Annotated in this window: 23 protein-coding genes; 11 read left to right on the top strand and 12 right to left on the bottom strand. The window is 59.5% G+C overall.

Annotated features, from left to right (window positions below; all coding sequences use genetic code 11):
* The first annotated feature begins 21 nt into the window (after positions 1–21).
* The 4 genes from IAE77_RS23540 to IAE77_RS23525 all read left to right on the top strand — a co-directional run bounded on the left by IAE77_RS23540 (position 22) and on the right by IAE77_RS23525 (position 5,006).
* Positions 22–1,353 (top strand): PQQ-binding-like beta-propeller repeat protein, encoded by a 1,332-nt coding sequence (locus IAE77_RS23540; RefSeq protein ID WP_294232017.1) that lies wholly within the window; start codon positions 22–24, stop codon positions 1,351–1,353.
* A 59-nt stretch (positions 1,354–1,412) separates the two neighbouring features.
* Positions 1,413–2,633: a M14-type cytosolic carboxypeptidase gene (locus IAE77_RS23535; RefSeq protein WP_294232015.1), complete on the top strand. Its 1,221-nt coding sequence runs from the start codon at positions 1,413–1,415 to the stop codon at positions 2,631–2,633.
* Between the two features lie 144 nt (positions 2,634–2,777).
* Positions 2,778–4,121, top strand: coding sequence for a right-handed parallel beta-helix repeat-containing protein (locus IAE77_RS23530; protein ID WP_294232013.1), 1,344 nt, complete (start codon positions 2,778–2,780; stop codon positions 4,119–4,121).
* Between the two features lie 102 nt (positions 4,122–4,223).
* Positions 4,224–5,006 (top strand): hypothetical protein, encoded by a 783-nt coding sequence (locus tag IAE77_RS23525; protein WP_294232011.1) that lies wholly within the window; start codon positions 4,224–4,226, stop codon positions 5,004–5,006.
* On the opposite strand, the gene IAE77_RS23520 is transcribed toward IAE77_RS23525, so the two are convergent.
* Positions 5,007–5,936 (bottom strand): aspartate carbamoyltransferase catalytic subunit, encoded by a 930-nt coding sequence (locus IAE77_RS23520; protein WP_294232009.1) that lies wholly within the window; start codon positions 5,934–5,936, stop codon positions 5,007–5,009.
* Positions 5,933–6,484 (bottom strand): bifunctional pyr operon transcriptional regulator/uracil phosphoribosyltransferase PyrR, encoded by a 552-nt coding sequence (gene pyrR / locus IAE77_RS23515; protein ID WP_294232008.1) that lies wholly within the window; start codon positions 6,482–6,484, stop codon positions 5,933–5,935. Before pyrR ends, IAE77_RS23520 begins: the two co-directional genes overlap by 4 nt.
* A 125-nt stretch (positions 6,485–6,609) precedes the next feature.
* Here pyrR and IAE77_RS23510 point away from each other — a divergent pair, with 125 nt between their 5' ends.
* Both IAE77_RS23510 and IAE77_RS23505 read left to right on the top strand, forming a co-directional pair.
* Positions 6,610–7,275: a hypothetical protein gene (locus IAE77_RS23510; protein ID WP_294232007.1), complete on the top strand. Its 666-nt coding sequence runs from the start codon at positions 6,610–6,612 to the stop codon at positions 7,273–7,275.
* Complete coding sequence (locus IAE77_RS23505; protein ID WP_294232005.1) at positions 7,275–8,294, top strand: M23 family metallopeptidase; 1,020 nt, start codon at positions 7,275–7,277, stop codon at positions 8,292–8,294. Before IAE77_RS23510 ends, IAE77_RS23505 begins: the two co-directional genes overlap by 1 nt.
* A 19-nt stretch (positions 8,295–8,313) precedes the next feature.
* On the opposite strand, the gene IAE77_RS23500 is transcribed toward IAE77_RS23505, so the two are convergent.
* The 8 genes from IAE77_RS23500 to IAE77_RS23465 form a co-directional block, all read right to left on the bottom strand.
* Positions 8,314–9,519 (bottom strand): redoxin domain-containing protein, encoded by a 1,206-nt coding sequence (locus IAE77_RS23500; protein ID WP_294232003.1) that lies wholly within the window; start codon positions 9,517–9,519, stop codon positions 8,314–8,316.
* Between the two features lie 8 nt (positions 9,520–9,527).
* Positions 9,528–9,851 (bottom strand): DUF2007 domain-containing protein, encoded by a 324-nt coding sequence (locus IAE77_RS23495; RefSeq protein ID WP_294232001.1) that lies wholly within the window; start codon positions 9,849–9,851, stop codon positions 9,528–9,530.
* 39 nt (positions 9,852–9,890) lie between these two features.
* The gene (locus IAE77_RS23490) at positions 9,891–10,238 is read right to left on the bottom strand and encodes a cupin domain-containing protein (RefSeq protein ID WP_294231999.1); all 348 of its coding nucleotides are present in this window, start codon (positions 10,236–10,238) and stop codon (positions 9,891–9,893) included.
* The gene (rtcR, locus tag IAE77_RS23485; protein ID WP_294231998.1) at positions 10,235–11,815 is read right to left on the bottom strand and encodes an RNA repair transcriptional activator RtcR; all 1,581 of its coding nucleotides are present in this window, start codon (positions 11,813–11,815) and stop codon (positions 10,235–10,237) included. Before rtcR ends, IAE77_RS23490 begins: the two co-directional genes overlap by 4 nt.
* Before the next feature lie 10 nt (positions 11,816–11,825).
* Positions 11,826–11,960, bottom strand: coding sequence for a hypothetical protein (locus IAE77_RS23480; protein WP_294231995.1), 135 nt, complete (start codon positions 11,958–11,960; stop codon positions 11,826–11,828).
* Positions 11,957–12,664, bottom strand: coding sequence for a hypothetical protein (locus IAE77_RS23475; protein WP_294231994.1), 708 nt, complete (start codon positions 12,662–12,664; stop codon positions 11,957–11,959). Before IAE77_RS23475 ends, IAE77_RS23480 begins: the two co-directional genes overlap by 4 nt.
* 77 nt (positions 12,665–12,741) lie before the next feature.
* Positions 12,742–13,047 (bottom strand): type II toxin-antitoxin system RelE/ParE family toxin, encoded by a 306-nt coding sequence (locus IAE77_RS23470; RefSeq protein ID WP_294231992.1) that lies wholly within the window; start codon positions 13,045–13,047, stop codon positions 12,742–12,744.
* Positions 13,048–13,051: 4 nt separating this feature from the next.
* A complete protein-coding gene (locus tag IAE77_RS23465; protein WP_294231990.1) occupies positions 13,052–13,288 on the bottom strand; it encodes a hypothetical protein in 237 nt (78 codons plus the stop codon).
* Positions 13,289–13,717: 429 nt separating this feature from the next.
* Between IAE77_RS23465 and IAE77_RS23460 the strand changes: the two genes are divergently transcribed.
* The gene (locus tag IAE77_RS23460; RefSeq protein ID WP_294231989.1) at positions 13,718–14,560 is read left to right on the top strand and encodes a slipin family protein; all 843 of its coding nucleotides are present in this window, start codon (positions 13,718–13,720) and stop codon (positions 14,558–14,560) included.
* A gap of 7 nt (positions 14,561–14,567) precedes the next feature.
* Here IAE77_RS23460 and IAE77_RS23455 read toward each other — a convergent pair whose 3' ends face one another.
* Together IAE77_RS23455 and IAE77_RS23450 are read right to left on the bottom strand one after the other, a co-directional pair.
* The gene (locus IAE77_RS23455; RefSeq protein ID WP_294231988.1) at positions 14,568–14,936 is read right to left on the bottom strand and encodes a type II toxin-antitoxin system VapC family toxin; all 369 of its coding nucleotides are present in this window, start codon (positions 14,934–14,936) and stop codon (positions 14,568–14,570) included.
* 10 nt (positions 14,937–14,946) lie between these two features.
* Positions 14,947–15,219, bottom strand: a complete 273-nt coding sequence (locus IAE77_RS23450; RefSeq protein ID WP_294231986.1) for a hypothetical protein — start codon at positions 15,217–15,219, stop codon at positions 14,947–14,949.
* Positions 15,220–15,288: 69 nt separating this feature from the next.
* Between IAE77_RS23450 and IAE77_RS23445 the strand changes: the two genes are divergently transcribed.
* From IAE77_RS23445 to IAE77_RS23430, 4 genes are all read left to right on the top strand, one after another.
* Positions 15,289–16,779 carry an RtcB family protein gene (locus IAE77_RS23445; protein ID WP_294231984.1) on the top strand — a complete coding sequence of 497 codons (1,491 nt, stop codon included), beginning with the start codon at positions 15,289–15,291 and terminating at the stop codon, positions 16,777–16,779.
* A 93-nt stretch (positions 16,780–16,872) separates the two neighbouring features.
* Positions 16,873–17,430, top strand: a complete 558-nt coding sequence (locus tag IAE77_RS23440; RefSeq protein ID WP_294231982.1) for a hypothetical protein — start codon at positions 16,873–16,875, stop codon at positions 17,428–17,430.
* A gap of 37 nt (positions 17,431–17,467) precedes the next feature.
* Positions 17,468–19,168 carry a hypothetical protein gene (locus IAE77_RS23435; protein WP_294231980.1) on the top strand — a complete coding sequence of 567 codons (1,701 nt, stop codon included), beginning with the start codon at positions 17,468–17,470 and terminating at the stop codon, positions 19,166–19,168.
* On the top strand, positions 19,092–19,985 hold an 894-nt coding region (locus IAE77_RS23430; RefSeq protein ID WP_294231978.1), incomplete at its 3' end, for a DEAD/DEAH box helicase. The genes IAE77_RS23435 and IAE77_RS23430, both read left to right, overlap by 77 nt.

Below are 19,985 nucleotides of genomic sequence, written 5' to 3'. Positions count from 1 at the left end.
CCGCGTTTTGGCTTCCCAACCATGATGAAGCCTCTCCTCTCCATTGCAGCCGCTCTCTGCCCCACGTCCTCGCTTTCGCTCGCGGCAGACTGGCCGCAGTGGATGGGGCCGAATCGCGATGATGTCTGGAGCGAGACCGGCATCGTCCAAAAATTTCCCGCCGAGGGTTTGAAGCCGCGCTGGCGCAAATCGATCCACGGAGGCTTCGCGGGACCTGCGGTGGCAAACGGGCGTGTGTTTGTCACCGATTACGTGCTGATGGCTGGCGATGCAAAACCGCACCCGACGAAGCGCAGCACGCTCGAAGGCAAGGAACGCGTGCTTTGCCTCCATGCTGACACCGGCGAGGAGCTTTGGAAGCATGAGTATGCGTGCAATTACGACATCAGCTATCCCGCCGGGCCGCGCTGCACGCCGACGGTGGATGGCGACAAGGTTTACACCCTCGGCGCGATGGGTGATCTGCTCTGCCTCGATGTCGCGAGCGGACGCGTGATCTGGTCGAAGAACCTGCCGCGTGACTACAGCGCCTCAGTGCCGATCTGGGGCTACGCCGGGCATCCGTTGATTTACAAAAACCTGCTCATTTGCATGGCCGGAGGCGAAGGCAGTGCAGTGATCGCTTTGGACAAAACGAACGGCAAAGAGGTCTGGAAGTCGCTCACTGCCGCGCAGCTCGGCTACAGCCCGCCCACGCTCATTCAGGCCGGTGGCACCACGCAGTTGCTCATCTTCCACGGCACCGCTTTGAACAGCCTGAACCCCGACAACGGCCAGCTCCACTGGTCCGAGCCGCTCGGCACCGCGTATGCGATGTCCATCATGTCGCCGCGTCGCTGGGAGGATTATTTGTTCGCCGGCGGCCACAGCAACAAATCCATCGGATTGAAACTCGATGCCACAAAGCCCGCGGTGACCCGCGTGTGGCAGGGCTCTCGCACGCTGGGCCTCGCGCCGGTGAATGGCACGCCCTTCGTCGAAAACGGCGTCGCCTACGGCATCGACGGCGACGGTCTCTTCCGCGCCGTGCGTATCACCACTGGCGAGAGGCTTTGGGAGACATCCAAGCCTGTCACCGGCAAGGAAAACGACCCGCGCCGTGCGGTGGAAGGCGGCACCTTCGTCACCAAGCACGAGGATCGCTTCTTCATCTTCGGCGAAAACGGCGACCTCATCATCGCGCAGCTCACCCCCGAGAAATATGTCGAACTCAGCCGCGCCCATCTGCTCGATCCTGTCGGCAAAGCCCTCGGCCGCTCCATCGTCTGGTGCCATCCCGCGTATGCGAACCGCTGCGTCTTCGCGCGAAACGACCAGGAGATCGTCTGCGTGTCGCTGGCGGCGGAGAAGTAATCCTGTCGATGGAGAATGTGAAAAGCCCGAGCTCCTTCCTGCACCCTCATCCCTCATTTATGAATCGCTTTGCCTTCCTCGTCCCTGCCGCCTTGCTGATGACCGCGATAGGCGCAGCTGCCGCTGAGACACCACCTGCGCCACCGCTCGATTTCATCGACACCAGCTTCGAGAATGCCTCGCCGCTTTGGTATGAATTCGCGGCAGATGGCACGGTGGCGATCAATCTCATCTACGATCAGGAGCGGCTTTCACCGAATCGTGCGGCAGGTCATTTTCACTTCCGAATTCAGGCGGAAAAAGGCCGCAAACTCACCCTGGATTTTAAGAACCTTGAAAACGTCTGGAATGGCAAGCCGGGCTCCGTGGCGAAAGAGGTGAAGCAGGTGGTCATCTCGCAAGACGGCAAAAATTGGAATGCAGTGCCGACGGAATCGCCCGAGATCGGCCGCGTGCGTGTGACGTTGGAGATGCCCGGCACATCGCTATTCGTCGCACGCGCGGAGCCGTATCGCGTCTCCGATTTGAATCGTTTCCTCGCCGAGATCCAAGCGAGCCCGCTCGTGAAAGTCGAGACCATTGGCAAAACAGTGCAGGGGCGTGATCTGGAGATCATCCGCGTGGGCAACGACGACGGGCCGAATCACGTTTTCATCCGCGCTCGCGCGCATCCGTGGGAACCGGTGGGCAACTGGGTCGTCGAAGGACTCGTTCGCCGCTTGCTCAAAGGCGATGCCGAGGCCCAGAAGTGCCTCGCGCTCTACAACGTGTGCATTTTGCCGATGGCGAACAAAGATGGCGTCGAGCGTGGAGGCACGCGTTTCAACCTCGGTGGCTGGGATTTGAACCGAAAGTGGGACAAGCCCGCCGATCCGAAGCTCGCGCCGGAAAATGCCGCGCTGGAGCGCTGGCTCGAAGGCGAAATCAAAGCCGGACGTCGGCCCACCTTCGCCATGGACCTCCACAACGATGGCAACGGCATGCTGCACATCAGCCGGCCGGACATTCCCGACATCGACGCGTATCTCGCGCGCATGGAACTGTTCGAGAAAAGCCTGCGCGAGCACACGTGGTTCACCGTCGGCTCCACCAAGCCCTCGTTTCACAATCCCGGCACCCTCGGCGAGGGCTGGTTCTCGCGTTTCGGCATTGATGCCGTCATCCTCGAGTTCAACTGCAACTACATCGAGAAGCTGAGGGAACCTGCGATGGGCAAACACTGGATCACCTTCGGCGAAGGCCTGGCAAAGACGTTTGAGGCCTACTTCGCGGCCAAATAGTCATTCTCGGAGGTTGGAGTGCAGGCTTCAGCCGATGGTTTGGGGAGTCCGAAGTATCGGCTAAAGCCTAGACTCCAACTTCTGCCATTGAAGGGTCTTTTGCTTCGCGCAATCGAGGGCTTCAGCAGCGTATGAAACCGCCTCATGTTCTCACGGCTTTTTCTCCTGCTCTCACTGACATCGCTTTCGCTAACAGCCCAACCCGTCGGCGATGGCAAAGCGGACGACACTGCGGCCGTGCAAACGCTGCTCGATGCCGGAGGTGCGTTGCGATTTGGGCGCGGCACTTACCGGCTGACAAAGACGATCGCTGTCGATCTCGACAAAACGGGCTTCATTTCGCTCAGCGGCGATGGCGTGGCGCGATTTGTGATGGAGAGCGCCGGACCGGCGTTTCATTTCAAAGGCACGCACGGCGGCACGGCCGACCCCACGAGCCTGAAGCCGGAAATCTTTGCCCGCCAGCGCACGCCGATGGTGGATGGCATCGAAATCGTCGGCGCACATGCCGAAGCGGATGGTATCGAGGCCACGGGCACGATGCAGCTCACGATCACACGCGTTTCGGTGCATGAGGCTCGTCACGCGGTGCGGCTGAGCGTGAAAAACCGCAATGTGATCATCAGCGACTGCCATTTGTATCACAACAGCGGCGCGGGCGTGTTTTACGATCACGTCGATCTCCACCAGTCGAACATCATCGGCAGCCACATCAGCTACAACGCGGGTGGAGGCGTCGTGACACGCGGCGGAGCGGTGCGGAATCTCCACATCGGCACCTGCGACATCGAGAGCAACATGGCTCCCGAGTCCCCGCCGACCGCCAACGTGCTCATTGACTGCACCGACGGCTCCACCGCGGAGGTCAGCATCACCGGCTGCACCATTCAGCACAACAGCGTCTCGCCCGGCTCGGCCAATGTGCGCTTCATCGGCAAAGGCAAGCCCTACGGCAACGACGAAACCGCCCGCTGGGGGCACCTGAGCATCTGCGACAATGTTTTGAGCGATGTCTCGGTGAACATCGACCTCCAGGAAGTGCGCGGAGCCGTCATCACCGGCAACACCTTCGGCGTCGGCTTCGAGCACGACTTGCTCGCGGTGGGTTGCAGCAATCTCGCCATCGGCCCGAACACCTTTGACCGCAATCCGCCCTACTACCGCGGCAAGGCCGCCGCCGTGAAAGGCGGCCTCGTCTTCCGCGACTGCCGCGACATCACGCTCACCGGCCTGCACATCGACGGCGTGCGCTCGCATCCCGCCGCCGTGCAGATCGTCAATGGAGACACGTTCAACATCTCTGCCTGCACCATCCTCGACAGCGATGGCGCGGGTCTCTTGATGCAAAAAACGAGCCACAGCCTCGTCACCGGCTGTCTCATCGCCGACCGTCGCAAAGACCGCCAACCTGCGCCGTCGCTGCGCATCGAAGGCGGCGAGGACAATACCTTCGCCAACAACAAACTTGCCCACGGCGAAGAAAAGTAGCGCTCTCGAATCGAGAAGTTGGAGTCCAGGCTTTAGCCGATCTTTGACCTCTCAACCTTCCCAAACCGTCGGCTAAAGCCTAGACTCCAACCTCACCTTTCCATGCGCCTGCTCACCCTCGCTTTTCTCGCGCTTCAATCCCTCCACGCGGCCGATTTTCATGCCACGACGTGCGAAGGCATCTATCCGCGTCATCTCCAAGGCATCTGCACCAACGACAAAGACGCCATTTACTGGTGCTGGACCGATTTCCTCGTCAAAACCGACACCGAGGGCCGAGTGCTCCAAAAAGTGCCGGTGGCGAATCATCACGGCGACCTCTGCTTTCACGCCGGACGCGTTTATGTCGCCACCAATCTCGGCAAGTTCAATCGGCCCGCCGGCGAAGCCGATTCATGGGTCTATGTCTATGATGGCGATACACTCGCCGAGCTCGCGAAGCATCGTGTGCCAGAGTTGGTGCATGGCGCGGGCGGCATGGCCTGGCACGACGGCAAATTCATCGTGGTGGGCGGTTTGCCGCCTGGTGTGAACGAAAACTACGCCTATGAGTATGACGAGAGCTTCAAATTTCAGCGTCGCCACGTCATCGCGAGTAGCTACACGCTCATGGGCATCCAAACTGTCGCGCAGGCCGATGGCGTGTGGTGGTTCGGTTGCTACGGCAAGCCCGCCGTGCTGCTGCGGGGCGGTGAAAAGCTCCGATTCACCGGCAAATGGGAGTTCAATGCTTCTGTCGGCATCGCACCGATCAGCGGTGGACGTTTTCTCATCGCACAAAACACCGCCGTGAAGGGCGTGGATGGCCAAACGAAGGGCAACCAAGCGAAAGTGGTCGTGATGAGGCCTGACGAAAAGGCCGGCTTTGTCATCGAAAAGCCGTGATCACGAAAGAGCGGCGCCTGGTCGCAGCCAGTAGAGCACGCTCATGCGGACGGCGATGCCATTTTCCACCTGCTGGTTGATGAGGCACTTCTCGTAGTTCATGCCGGCATCAGTGATCTCCACGCCGCGATTCACCGGGCCGGGATGCATGATGTGCAGACCGCGTTCGCGGACGATTTCGACACGCTGGTCGGTGAGGCCGTAGTTTTTGTGATACTCGGCGGAGCTGGGCACGAAGGGCTCGTCGATACGCTCGCCCTGCACGCGGAGGAGGTAGATGACATCGGGCCGCCAGTCGAAGGCATCGCGCCAGTTGCCAAACTGCGGGATCTCCTTCGGCACCTCACGCGGCATCATCGATCCCGGAGCCAGATAGGCCACGTTCATGCCGAGACGGCGAAAAATCAGGCTGGTGCTGCGGGCGACGCGGGAGTGCTGAATATCGCCCACGATGAGCGCCCGGCACCCGCGCAGGTCCTTGTGAATCTCCCGCAGCGTGAAGGCATCCAGCAAGGCCTGGGTGGGGTGGGCGTGCCAGCCGTCACCGGCATTGATGACGCTGGCGCGGGTGTTTTTGGCGATCAGATTCGGAATGCCGGCCTGTTTGTGCCGCACGACGATGTAGTCCACACGCATGGCCTCCAGCGTTTCGACGGTGTCCAGAACGGACTCTCCTTTCACCACGCTGCTGGATTCGATGTCGAAATGCGTGACGTCGGCGCTGAGGCGGCTGGCCGCGACTTCAAAGCTGGAGCGCGTGCGGGTGGACGGCTCGTAGAAGAGCGTGAGCATGGTCTGGCCCTTAAGCGTGGGCACCTTCTTCACACTGCGCTTGAAGAGGTCCTTGAACGGCACGGCGTTGTCGAGCACGAACGCGATTTCCTCGTCCGTGAGCGATGCGATGTCGAGAAGGTCTTTGCGCGGGGTCATCGGTTGGAAGCCTGGGTTTGCACGGTGCAGGAGTCGTGGCCGTCCACCTCCTCAAAACGCACGGCCACGCGTTCACCAGGGGCCAGCGTGACCTTGAGGGCGGAAAAATCCGGCTGCACGGGCAGTTCGCGGCCGCAGCGGTCCACCAGCGCGGCGAGCTGCACGCGTTTGGGGCGGCCAAAATTCAGCAGTTCATCCAGCGCGGCACGCACGCTGCGGCCGGTGTAAACGACTTCGTCGCAGAGCACGACTGTGAGGCCGTCGATGTCGAAGGAGATGTCCGACCCTTCGAGCTTGGGCACCATCTGGAAGGTGTTCAGGTCGTCGCGATACTGCGTGATGTCGATCGTGCCCACAAAGACTTTCAATCCGCCGTCTTTTTCCATCTCGGCGGCGATGCGTTTTGCCAGCGGCACGCCACGCGTGAAAATGCCGACAAGCGCGATGCTTTCCGCGTCTGGATTCGCCTCCCGGATCCTTCGGGCCAACGCCTTCACCCCGTCAGCCATCTGGGCCTTTGTGAGGAGGGGGCGTTCGTCTGCGGGCATGGTGAAAATCGTGCGCGGACAGTCCGGTGATTCGCCGCCTTGTCAAATCAGCCGCCGCGCTCGTTTCCGGGCCTGATTTCGCCTCCAGGGTTGCAAAGCGGACGCGGCTTTGGTTTGATGCGCGCATGACAAACCTCTTTCGAGTCGTGGCACTGGTGTCGGCCTGCGGGCTGTTGACGAATTGTTCGGTGTTCCGTCAGTTGCTGGGAGACAGCAAGACGAAGATCTCCACCCACCTGGAAACCTCCGGACCGGATCATCCCATGGCGATCATGAACCTGCCGATCGACGGCCGGACGATGACCTTCAAAAAGATCCCTGAGTTCAGCCATCGCGCGATCGCCGGTTTCGAATCCTTTCCGTCCGACGACGGCCAGGGCTTTGGATTGCTCCTCCAGCTCGACATGAAAGGCAAAAACGCCCTGGAGGCGGCCTCACGCCTCAATCAGGGGAGCAAATTGATCACTTTTGTGAACGGCGTGCCCGTGGACATGGTGGAACTCGACCAGCCGATCACGGACGGCCGTTTCACCATCTGGCGCGGCGTTTCGCAGGAGGCCGTGGATGACCTGGACAAGTTCTACCCGCACATCAAATACATGAAATCGCAGTCCAAGGCGATGGAGATGATGCCTTCCACCTTCCTCATGAAGCTGCGTGCCCGTGAGGATGCGAAGAAGCTCGAAGCTGCGGAGAAAAAAGCGCAGGAGGACCGGGAACGCGGCATCCTGCCGAAGGCGCCGAAGACGAATGAGATCCCGCTGGAAGGCTTCAAAACTCCCGGCACCTGATGAAATCGCTGCTTCTGGCGCTGTCTGGGTTCTGTCTGCTGGCCTCCACGGCGCATGCGCAGCAGCTTCTGCTGCCCACGGACAACCGCGCCCTGTTTGATCAGCCTTCGAGCTTCTTCCAGTTTGTCGATCGCGATTTCGAAGGGGCGAAAACCACGCCATGGGAGGGCGGGCAGTTTGGCTTTGTTCGTGATCCTCGCCGTTTCGGCAGCCGCATCGCGTATGCCCGATTTCACGAGGGTCTCGACATCAAGCCGCTGCAACGGGATGCCAAAGGCAACCCGCTGGACGAGGTGCGTGCGATCGCCGACGGCATCGTGGCCTACTCCACCGTCTCCCCCGGCTTGAGCAACTACGGCCGCTACATCGTGGTGAAGCACGACTGGAATGAAGGCTCGTTTTACTCGCTCTACGCCCACCTGGCGGAGCCACGTGTGGCCGTGGGCCAGAAAGTCAAAGCAGGCACCATGTTGGGTGTTCTTGGCTACACAGGCAGCGGCATCGACCAGCGTCGTGCGCACGTGCATGTGGAGCTGAACCTGTTTCTCTCCCGCCGGTTCGAAGCCTGGCATGCGGCCAGCTTTGCCACACCGAATCATCATGGCGTCTTCAACGGGCTCAACCTGATCGGGCTCGATTTGCAGGCGCTTTACCTCGCCCAGAAGAAGAACCCCGCCGTCACCGCTGCCGGAGCCGTGCGGGCCACGGAGAGCGGCTATCGCGTCGCCGTTCCTGGCGATGCGGAGATGGAGATCGTAAAAAATTATCCCTGGCTGCTCGATGGTGCCCGGCCGACCGGCAAACCGGTGAGCTGGGAGGTCACCTTCAGCCGCTGGGGCCTGCCGCTGGCCGTGAAGACGTCGAACACACCCGTTTCACAGCCCGTGGTGACCTGGGTGAAGGATGCCGGCATCCCCCACTACACGCACACACGCGGTTGCGTGACCGGCAGCGGCAGCACCGGAAAACTGACCACTGAAGGTCTGCGCTTCGTCAAGCTGGTGTGCGGCTGGTTTTGACTCGCATGCGAGGATGACGTCACGGCTCCGGCACGTAAAAGCGGCCCATGTGATCCAGGATTTTCGCCCGCAGCTCGTCGCCATCGACTTCGCCCGTGTGGCGGAAAATGACCTCGCCTCCTGGAGCCACGACGAGCGTGTGCGGGATCGGCCCCGGCCACTCCGTGTCCAGCGCCTGCATCAGCGCCTCGCTGCTGGCCTCGTTGAAGATGTAGGCGTTGCCCTTGCGCCCTTCGGCCTGGAGTGACGGCTTCAGCTTGTCCGGCACGATCGCATTGTTCTTTTCGAGGAAGGCCTTCACCGCAGGCATCTCCTTCGGATCATCCATGCTGATGGTGATCAGTTCAAAATCACGCAGGCCGAATTTGCGCGAGGTGGCCACCAGCTCGGGGAACTCCTTCACGCAGGGCCCGCACCACGTGGCCCACACATTGAAGAGGCGCACTTTCTTCGTGTCGTTCTTCCGCAGCGCCGCAATGCCCTTCGCATCGATTAGCTCCACCTCCACCTCGCCCTTTTCCCACTTCTCGTGGTCGCTGGCCACCTGCTGGCGCTTGTCGATCCACTTGGTGGAGCAGCCGTGCGGCTGGGTGACTTCCACCGGCGCCGGTTTGCCATCCAGCAGCGCCACGATCGCATTGCGGGCGTCTGCAGCGGTCACCGTGGCCTCATCGGCGTAGCGTGAGTCGTCGAGGCGGCCCTGGTAGCGAAGCTTCCGCTCCTTATCGAAGAGGAACACATGCGGCGTGGCCAGACAGCCGTAGGCGAGCGCCGTCCTCTGCGTGTCGCCGTCGTAAAGGTAGTCAAAATTGAAGTCCTGCTCCTTCGCATGGCGCTTCATCTCCGGAAAACTGTCGTTGTACTTCGAATATCCCAGCTCATCCGGCCGCAACGCCGCCGGATCATTCGGATTGATCGCCACCAGCTTGAATCCTTTGCCTTTGAACTCCTTCACCAGCCGTTTGATGCGCCCTTCCACGGCCTGTGACGTCGGGCAGTGATTGCTGAGGAAGGCGACCATCAGCAGACCGGCTTCGGCGTAATCCTTCAGCGTGTGCATCTCCTCATCAATGCCGATCAGCTCGAAATCCGGTGCTGGATCGCCGATCTTCAACTCATGAAAGCCCGCGGGCTGTGAGGAGGCGGATTTCTTTGGCTTCGCAGGGGGCTCCGCCACGAGAAGCGCCGGCGCCACAAGCGCCAGCAACGCGGCCAGTTTGTTCATGAAGGTGATCATTGGGGTTTCGCAGCCTGACAGTTCCAGCACAGCTCAAACGAGGCCGGATTGGATTCTTTGCAGGAGGGACAGACCCACTCGGTGTTTCCGGCTTCGATGCCGAAATGCTGCTGCAGGAGCGTGCGTGCCTCCTCGACGCGAGTTTCATCGACCACACACAGCGCAGGATCGAGAATGGGCGTGTGGGAGTAGCCCAGCAGGCTCACTCCGAGCGTCTGCGTGTTCTCGTTCTGGATGAAGCAGGCGATCCCGGCGGATTCGAGAATGCTCCTGGCATAGCCCACCCGCGTGCAATCCTGGTCTGTGAACACCGTCGTCATGCCGGCCATTGAAGCACCCTGCGGCGTTTTTGACCAGTCTCAAACCTCAAACTCATCCGCCGGATCAAACGGCGGCATCGGCACATTGATGATTTTGAGTTTGCCCACGGCGCGATGCACGCAGCCCGGCCGGATCATCACCGTCGTCATCGGCTTCAGCGGAATGATCTGCCCGTCCGCCTCCAGATGGCCCTCGCCCTCCAGCACGATGTAGATCTCCGTCATCTTCTCATGCCAGTGCGCCTTCGAGTCCGCATGAATGTCCGTCAGATGCACCGTCGCCAGCGTGTTCCAAGGCTCCTTGAAAGCCCTTCGTGCCTGCCCGCAAGGGCAAGGCGTCGGCGTGATCTCATCCAGTTGGGCAACGGCGAAGCGGGGAGTGCTCATTCCGCCTTTTGCAGCTTCTCCCACGTCAGATCAAAGCGTTTCAGATACTTCTTCAGCCGGTCCGCATCATTGATCTTCGACCGCTTGGCCCGCGAGACGGCAAAAAGCCTCCGTCCCGCATCCGACAGCGTCTTCGACTCTCGGCAGGTCTTGATCACAAACTCCAACTGCACACGGTCAAACGGATCAAGCTCCTCCGACACCACCTCTGACATCTCACTTCTCACCTCTGACCGCCATCCTTCCCTCAACCGCCCGATCTCATTCTCCACGCACTCCACCGTGATTCGCCCTTTCGGAGCCAGCGTGGCCATGCGGGTCACGGCGGCATTCAAGTCGCGGAAATTCGCGCTCCATTTCGCTTCCGGGCCTTTGGCGAATTTGAGGAAGGCCTCGCGGGCTTCTTTGTTCATGCGCACCTGGCGGCGATGTGTCTTCGCGAAGCGTTCCAGCTCGAAATCGAGGTTCGCGGCGATGTCTTCGCGACGCTCGGCGAGGCTCGGCAGCGTGAAGGTCCACAGATTGATGCGGGCGAGCAAATCATCGCGGAATTTGCCCGCGGCGACTTGCGCCCGCAGATCGCGATTCGTGCCGGCGATGAGCTGAAAGTCGCTCTGCACGGCTTTGTCGCTGCCGAGCGGCAGGAAGGTTTTGTCTTCGAGTGCCCGCAACAGCATCGCCTGCTCGTCGAGACCGAGTTCGCCGATCTCATCGAGAAAGATGAGGCCTTTGTCGGCTTCTTTGAGCAATCCCGGCCGATCCGACTGCGCCCCGGTGAAGGAACCGCGTTTGTGGCCAAACAATGCCGACATCGCCTGATCACCGCGCAGCGTGGCGCAGTTCACTTCGACAAATCGACCGCTCAATCCGACCCGCGAGCGTCGCAGGTCGTAGATGCGGCCTGCGAGCATGGATTTGCCCGCGCCGGTCGGTCCCATGATGAGGATAGGCGCTTTGGAGTTCACGGCGACGAGTTCGATCTGCTCGATGAGCTTGTTGAAGCCCTTGCTCTTCGTGGCGATGCCGCTTTTCAAGAAGTCGAGCGTGCGCTCCTGCTCCTGCGCGAAGCGTGTGGAGAGCCGGTCATACTTCGAGAGATCGATGTCGATGATCTCGTAGCGCCCGCAGGCCTTCGCATCGCGTCCGCCCTCGCGTGAGGGCGAGGTTTGCAGCAAACGCGCGGGGATGAAGTTCGCCTCGTTGAGCAGGAACCAGCAAATCTGCGCCACATGCGTGCCGGTGGTCAGGTGGATGAGGTAGTCCTCCTTCTCCGGCTGGAAGTCATAGCCGCGCACGAAGTCGTAAAGCCGCTCATACACCTCCTGAAAGTCCCACGGGTCCTTCAGCGCGAACTCATGCACCACCACCTCCGTCTCCGGCGAAACCTTCGCGATGTCCGCGACCACGCTTTTCGCCAGATCGGCAAACTTCGGCTCCACGAGCAGTTCCAGCCGCGAAATGAGCAAGTCCTCCTGCTGGCACATCGCCACCGTCGGCCGCCATTTCGACCACCGATCCGCGCCCTGAGCGCGGTCCAGCGTGGAGCCGAGGAAGCCGAAAGTGGTGATGGGTTTCATGTGCCAGTGGTTAATGAGCAACGGCTTGATTCAAAACATCCCGCATATGGCCTTGCGGCTCGGTGGGAATCACATCCACGGGGATGAAGACGCCTTGGCAAAGGATCACATTGGCCGCTTTCACATCGAACAAGGCCAGATTCATGTCTGGATCATACCAGATGCCTGTGGTGACACTTTGAAAGCCCAGTCCACGAAGCCAGTTCGACAAGCTGGCGTCATCCAGATGGCGGTCCCGTTGAAAAAGGGCTGTGAGGTGATGATGGAAAAGCGGCCCGCCACTCGTGCGAAGCCTTCCAAACGGGTCAGCGCCATGCCGCCCGTAACAGTTGGCCCGCTGCACCAGCGGTTCAGCAACTCCAGGCGAGTGAGGTATTGGTAGGGCGTGCCCGATTGCTGTTTGAGCTGATCCACCGGATCAGCCATTCCTCGCCTCAAGCAGCTCGGATAAACGCCAAAGCGTAGCTTGCCCGTCTGGTTCTGCGGTTTGGTTGCCTTCCAGATTCGATCCTCTTTTTGCACGATGTCGTGCTCGCCGAAAGTTTCGCTGCTGCCCCATCTCTCAGGCAGTTCCGATTCCAGCCAGCAACCTGAAGCACGCGCCCAATGCTCGAGACAGGCTATTTCGCGGTCTCTTTCCAGCTCAAATTCAAAGGCCGCCCAATGCTCTCCTCCACGTCGGCCCAGAACTCGCTCGACGACACTTTTGGCTGCGAAGAGGCGATCTCCTCCAGTTTTTCCACGCTCATCAGCGAGGGCCGACTTTTCGTCACCTGCTTTGGCCGCGCCGCCACGGTGCGCTTCACGTTCACCTTCGAGATCGGTGCGGGAATCAGGCTCGGCGGACATGGAATGGAGATGGCAGGCATGATGTTTGGATAGTGCCCTCTCGGGCATGAAGTGGCAAGGGGCATTCTAAGTGCGGCTTAAACATCGCGCAGCCTCCTCTCGATCATGGCCGGGTCCTGTCGAAGATCGAACAGAGCATGCAAAACCACGCCACGAGCCTCGGAGACATAGAAAAGGCCGTAGTGGCGGTTGTGCAGCAGGACTCTGCGAAGCCGCCGATGGTACAAGGATGTTCCCAACTCGGGAAACTGCGCCAACAACCGGGTCACATGAAGCACATCGGCATAAAAGGCATCGCCGGATCCTTCTTCACGCAGTTCCAGCCGCTCATAAATTTCCTGCACGTCCGCCTCCGCGGCCAAAGTCCAGACGACCTCCTTCATGCGATCACGCAGCAGCGCCCACGATGCGGCGTTTGAGTTCGAGAATGCCCGCCGTGACCTCGTTGGTCGACTTTACCGCCGCAGGATCGGCATCATAGGCGTCGAGCCGCTCATCGAGCACGCGCAGCACTTCAGGCCGAACCTCCATCTCTTTTGAGACATCATCCGCAAGCTCCCAGCAGAGCCGGATTTTCTGCTCCGCCGTGAGCTGTCGGATAGCGGGTATGGTTTCGAGGATCATATCGTGATTCTAATGTCTCCTCATCGGCCTGCCAGATCATTTCTGGTCGCGTTTCATGACGGGAGAACAGAACGCGGAGTTCGTAGCCTTCTCCTGGGATAAATCAATAGCCTATACGCTAGCATTGTTCGTCGTTCGATGCGGCAGGCCGCCTTCCCCCCAAACCGCTCCAAAAATTTTCTTCCCCTGTATTTACAGGGCTTCCAGCGTCATCCGACCCCTCCGTGCCAAGTTTTGGCACGCGTCTGGCAATACATCCTTCTGTCCTCCGACTCCATGCACTGACTGAAGCGATACGCCCAAGGAAGCTGCCCATCGGTGAGGAGACACCTAGTAAAGGGCAACCTCGGGGTGCGAATCCCCATCGACATAAACCTTCCCGGATGGCCGGGGTGAAAGTCTGCTCCGGCAGATGGACGCAACGGCCTCATGACTCTGCGAGCTGTCTGGCAGCGTGGCGATGTCCGCCGCGTGCGGGCCATTCAACTCCCGTCAGCGGGCCGCCAGCCATCCGGGAAGGACATTTTTAAGCATCCAATCATCATGAACACCTTCATCTCCACCTTTCGTCCTGCCGCCGGATTCAGCTTTGTGATCCAGGACCACGAAACCGCGCTGCTCTTCCAGCATGGCCGCTACATCCGTGCTCTCACGGCCGGCAAGCATCGCCTGTGGAGCGCTGGCCATGAGGTGAAGCGCATCGACAACCGCGAGCAGATGCTCCTCGTGCAAGGACAGGAACTCCTCACCGCCGATCAGGTCGTGCTGAAGGTATCCGCGCTCGCCACCTTCCGTGTCGCCGATGCTCTCACGATGCATCGCGCCACTCAAGATGCCGCAGCGGTGCTCTACAGCGAAGTGCAGCTTGCTCTGCGTCAGATCGTGGCTGCGGAGAACGCGGAATTCTTCCTGGAACAGAAGGCAGGACACGGAACTAAACTCCTCGATCTCATCGCCGACCGCGCCCAGTCTCTCGGCCTCAAAGTGGACCGCATCGACATCCGCGATGTCATGCTGCCTGCCGACCTGAAGCGCAGCTTCATGTCCGCCCTCCAGCAGCGTCAGGAAGCCCAGGCAGGCCTCGAAAAGGCCCGCGCTGAAACCGCCGCGCTCCGCACCCTCGCCAACGCCGCCAAGCTCATGCGCGACAACCCTGAGCTTCTGCAACTCCGCTACCTGCAGACCCTCCAGGAAGTCGGAACCGGTGTGGGAAACACGCTGGTGCTGGGGCTGACGGATTCTGAGCGGCTCAAAGCCGTGACGAAGGTGTGAAACAACCTCAACCCGGCAGCTCCATGATCTGCACCAAACCTGAATCCCGAATCTTCTTGTCCCGTGTCACCAATGGCACGCCCATTTCCAAAGCGGTTGCCACGATGAGCCTGTCCGCAGGATCACCATGGAATTCCTCTGGTAAGTCAGCAACTCGTGCCGCGATGCCCGGTGTGATCGGAATGACCTCGACATGCTGCGTCACGACATCAAACCAAGCCCGCAATTCAATGTTCAAAGTGATTCGGCCCTTTTTCACCAGCGTCGCCACCTCCCACAAGCTGATATCAGCAATGATCGGACGCGGATTTTTCGCATCGAGAAAGCGCAGAGCCGATTCACTCAGATCGCTGGTGCGATTCAGCCACCAGATCAAAATGTGCGTATCAAGAAGCATGGCTCCCGATCACGTTTTTCGCCTCGGCGGCCAATCCTGCTTCCACTTCCTCTTCGGTCATCACAGGCTCCGTGAGATCACCGTGAATGCCCATGGCCCCACGCAGAATATGCCAGGGTTTCGCAGGCTGACTTTGCTCTTCGGGAACCAAGCGAGCCACCACCACACCAGCATCCAAAATCTCCACCTCCTCATGAAAACGACGCACCCGCTCCAGCAATGAAGCGCCGAGGCTTTGAAACTCATTCACGGTGATCGTCATGCGGTGATTCTACCAACCTTCATTCGCCTCCGCAATCGCCAATCCAACACTCCATTTCTCCAACCATCCATGTCCTCCTCCCCCTTCCACATTACCGGCGAAGCCGAAGCCATCCTACCAGCCCGCAACAACGCCGGAAAACCCATCACCGTCATCGGCACGGAGGCGATCCGTGCCGGGTTTGACCCATCCTGCATCGAGCAGGCGCTCAATTCGCGTTCCGCGCCGGGCGTGACCGATCTCGTGCTCAATCCCGACGCGCATAGCGGTTACGGTGCACCGGTCGGCTGCGTGATGGTCTCGCCGACGCACATTTATCCGGGGCCGGTCGGCGTGGACATCAAGTGCTCCATGTCCCTGCTCCAGATGGACATCCCCGCCGATGAGATCATCGATAAAACCATCCGTCGTCGCCTCATCGACGCCATCGTGGCCCGCACGCCGACTGGCGCAGGTCGTGGTCAGCGCGAGGCGAAAAAATCCCGCCGCGTGTCCGCCGACCTCGGCGTGCAGGTGTGCACCGAAGGCGCGAGCCGCAGCGTGTGCGACGCGCTCGGCATCCCGCCTGAGTGGGCGCAGCGTTGCGAAGACAGCACCCACCTCGGTCATGACGGAAACGTCTCCACCCTCCATGAGCGCCTCGACCAAATGCGCGCCTTCAACGCCTTCCCCGGCTTTGAAAACAAGATGACCCAGCTCGGCTCCTACGGAGGTGGAAACCACTTCGGTGAGTGCGAGGTCGTGCAGCTCGCCGATGACCCCGCGATGCGCCGCACCGCCGAGGTCTTCGGCCTGCGGGACAATCATGTCGCCTTCCTCAGCCACTGCGGATCGCGCGGGTTCGGGAACATCCTCGCGCAGCGTCAGTTCAAGTCGCTGGAAGGCTTCTTCCGCACCTGGGGCCTGCCTTTCCCGGCCGATGACAAACAGCTCGTCTATGCCCCGCTCGGAACACCCGAGGCGGACGCGTATCTCGATGACATGGCGCTCGGGGCGAACTTCGCCACCGTGAACCACCTGCTCATCAATGCGCTCGTGCTGGAGGCCTTCCAAGAAGTGCTGCCAGGGACGACCGGCCAGCTCGTGTATTTCATCAGCCACAACATCGCACGTCAGGAAGTCGTCGATGACCAGCTCGCGTGGGTTCACCGCAAAGGCGCCACGCGTGCCTTCCCCGGCGGCCACCACGCGCTCAAAGACACGCCCTTCGCCGAAACCGGCCACCCCATCCTGCTCCCCGGAAATCCGCGAGACGGCTCCGTCGTCATGGTCGCGAAGCCCGATGCTGTGAAAAGCTGCTACAGCGTCAATCACGGAGCCGGTCGCTGCATGGGCCGCAAAGCCGCCGCCCGCACTCTGAATCAAGCGGAGGTCAACGCCGACTTCGAAACCCACGACATCCTCTACAACGCCCGCCAATACCCCATCGACGAAGCCCCGAACGCCTACAAAGACTTCAAAGAAGTCCTCCACAGCGTCGAAGCCGCCGGCCTCGCCCAGCAGGTCTGCAAACTGAAGGCCCGCTTCGTCATCAAAGACGCGGCGGAGGCGGATGATTGAGGGAACCCGGCTGACAGAAAAATGGGGGCAGCAAATCTCAGAAACCAAACTCTTCCGACTTTCGGGATTCCACTATAGCAGCTTACGTATCAAATGGTGAATCTCTACAGTCTGTGCTCCGAGCTAAAGCGTCTAACGGGCGCTGGCAAACGAGCATCTTTGGGGGAGATCAATCCGCCACTGGATTCCTTTGAAGACGCTGCGACCAGGATCATTGAAGCCATTAGCCCCGAAGCGCTTGATGGTCTATGCCTTCTCTTCAAAGAGACTGCCTCATTGAGGCGGAAAGGTTTCCAAGAGGGATTGAAGCCCGAGCAGGTCTTGCCGGGCTTGGCTTTGCTCATCAGACAGGTCATTTTGCTGCGGGGAACAGACCTATCTCAACCAGAGACGCTCATTCGAGAATCACCCGTATTTGGCAGCGAAATCCCCTGGTGGATGTTTGACGATGAAGGGAAGTTCACAACGCATTTCCGGCTGCTCATGAAGGCCACATGTGAAGCTTTTCGACTACGCACTGGTGGAGATGCTCTCGAAAGACGAGACTGGCCGAAGTTCTTCCGAACTCATGCAGGAATCTGTGAGCATGATCTCAAGGGGCATATATCGGAATGGAGAACGACAAAAAAAACGCCCGGCGGAATTGACTGACCTGCTTACATCAACCGGGAAGTCAGGCAGTTTCCACATGCTCTGGCTTGCAATCGTTGGGAAAATGACCCGAGAGCGTGTGATTGAGGAGATCAATGGCAATCCTTGGCTTCGCCCTGACTGGCGGCCACGGTTGCTGGAGGTGTTGCTCCCAGCGCAGCTAGGTGATGGCGAATTATGGAATGGCCCATTGATTGAGACACTGGCAGACCCCGCTGAACTGCCCATCGGGGCTACGAAGCCACCGAAGAGTTTCGAACTGAAATGGAAGACATGCATCAGCCCTCATGATAAGTCGGCTCTTTTCGGCGTGGTGGCTTCAGATAAATGGAAAGCAAATGAAGTTCGTGTGAGGGTGCCAGCTGGAGAATCATCCGAAATGCGTCGTTGGCAAAATCCCGCTGACTTTGTTGAGATTCCCGTGACGCTGGAAGCCATGGTAGAGGGGATTTCGGTTGGGGCTAAGTTGTCAAAAAAGGGCGTGAATGTGTGGCGCGAGTCAACTTTGGAGCCCGTCGCATGGCTTGGTTGTATCTTCAAAGAATGGTCCCTGGCAGGTGATAGCAAGTATGAGGCACCTGATAGCAAATCACCCTGCCGGAGTCGCCGCCTGGAAAACGCCGAAATCACCATTGCGGTCAAGACTCCAAACGGCTGGGAACCAAATGCCAAAGGGGTGCTGTCTGAAAGCCATCGCATGATCGTTGAAACCAAGCCAATCAAGCAACGGTACAAGGACAGGCTCGCTTTTAAATTTCCACACCCCCGCTCATTCGCGGGTCTTGGCGGCAGGGTTTCTCTAAAATATGGAGATCGGGAGCTTCTGGCCGTGACAGATGAATGCACGGATCAAGGAATCATGGAAGCAGTGGAGCCTACCTCAGGTGGTTGCCTGATTGCATTGGCTGGCCCTTACGAATTTGATGAAGGGCATCAGCTCTGGGCATGGTGCCGGGGTTCTCTTCCAAAGGTCGTTGCCATCTCCTTGAGAGACCAGAGTTGTGATCAGCAGTCGTTCATTATTCCGAATTTAAATTGGAATGACCTCCTGGGACTGGCTATTTCATACCGAGGACATCGAGTGGGGTCCTGGCTTCATCCTGTCAAGTGGACATCTGTGATGGATTGCGATGATCAAGCGCCTTCTTCGAATAAGCTGGCCGCCTGGCTGCAATGGTGGCGCGCCCCGATTCTGTCCAAAGATGCTCAGGGGCCATTCTCTTCGTTCTTCAGGCAGCATTTAGCAGATGCACTGCCTGTTTGGCTCGGCTCCTCAGTTGCGGATCGAGGCGAAAGCTCTTTGCCAGTCAGTTCTCTCAAAGATGACAGCTATTGGCTTGAGGCAATTCGCGAGTGTCACTTCGATTCACCCAGGCTTCTGACTTCAGATCAGGTCGTGAAACTCGCTAAGGCATGCCGCTGTGAAAGCGTCGCATCCCTGGCTCATCAATTGCTAACGATTTGTCCGATTCTCGGCTTGGGGGCCGCAGTTCAGGCATCAGACGCGAACGCACTGATCACTCAAGACAGCGGCAAGGCCGAGCAACTAGCGAAGCGCTTCAAGGTCGATACAAACCGCATGCTGAAAGCAATTCCCTCCCTCAACCTCAGTGGAAACATCGTATCGACGGCGTTCTCGGCAGAATTTAGGCGCTTCTGCCATGAACCGGCTTTTCGCCAGCTTGTCCTTCATGAATGGCTGGCGGACCTGCAGGGCCGCGCCAGAATTACTGTTTAACATCCTGCCTATGAGCCAGCTCAATACCCTACACCTTGCCAAGTCGCTCAAAGAGCGTTCCGTCAATTTCTGTTTGAGTGATCATTTTGTCTGCGATTCGGAAGTGAGTGAAGCCTTGGAGCAGATTTGGAAAAAGCCAGCAGAGGAGGGTGGCCTCGCCAGTGAGCCTTGGGTAGAGGCTGCATTCCCATCCGAGCCAGCCAAGAGAAGCCTGCGAGATTTGGTTGAAGCAGGGGTGCTCGAACGAGAGCTCGCCAATCAACTCGCCAAAGTCGGCGAGTTTCCGCTCGATCGGCATCCCTACACTCATCAGGAGGAGGCCATCTGTCTTGCACGGCACACTCCCAATGCACGGCCCGGAGAGCGCCCGGCGATTCTTGTGAAGGCTGGCACGGGCGCTGGCAAGACAGAATCCTTCCTGATTCCTCTATTGAACGATCTTTGGTCCGCTCCGCGCGATCAGGGCGGCATCTCAGCCCTTATTCTTTACCCGATGAATGCCTTGGTGAATGACCAGGTTCAGAGGCTCGCTGGCTGGCTGAAAGGGCAGAAGAACCGCTCCGTCTTCCACTTCACTAGCGAAACGCCTGAGGACTATGACAAGTTCGAGGAGAAGTGGAAGAAGAATCACGATGGCTCCCTGCCGCCAAGCTGGGACGGATTTCATTTCCGCACCCGTGAACAGGCGCGAGGCCGGGAGCGTCCAGATGGAGCGCCGATTCCCGGAGGTGGAGACAAACTACCAGACATTATGGCGCTTCGCTATGCTGGGTGGGTAAAAGCTGAAGGGATTTGCAGGTCGAGACGGCCGGCCATC

Origin of the sequence: Prosthecobacter sp. (genome assembly GCF_014879935.1) — a bacterium.
GTDB lineage: Bacteria > Verrucomicrobiota > Verrucomicrobiia > Verrucomicrobiales > Verrucomicrobiaceae > Prosthecobacter.
Note: the sequence above shows the minus strand (reverse complement) of the source record. Positions and strands in the feature narration are given on the sequence as shown.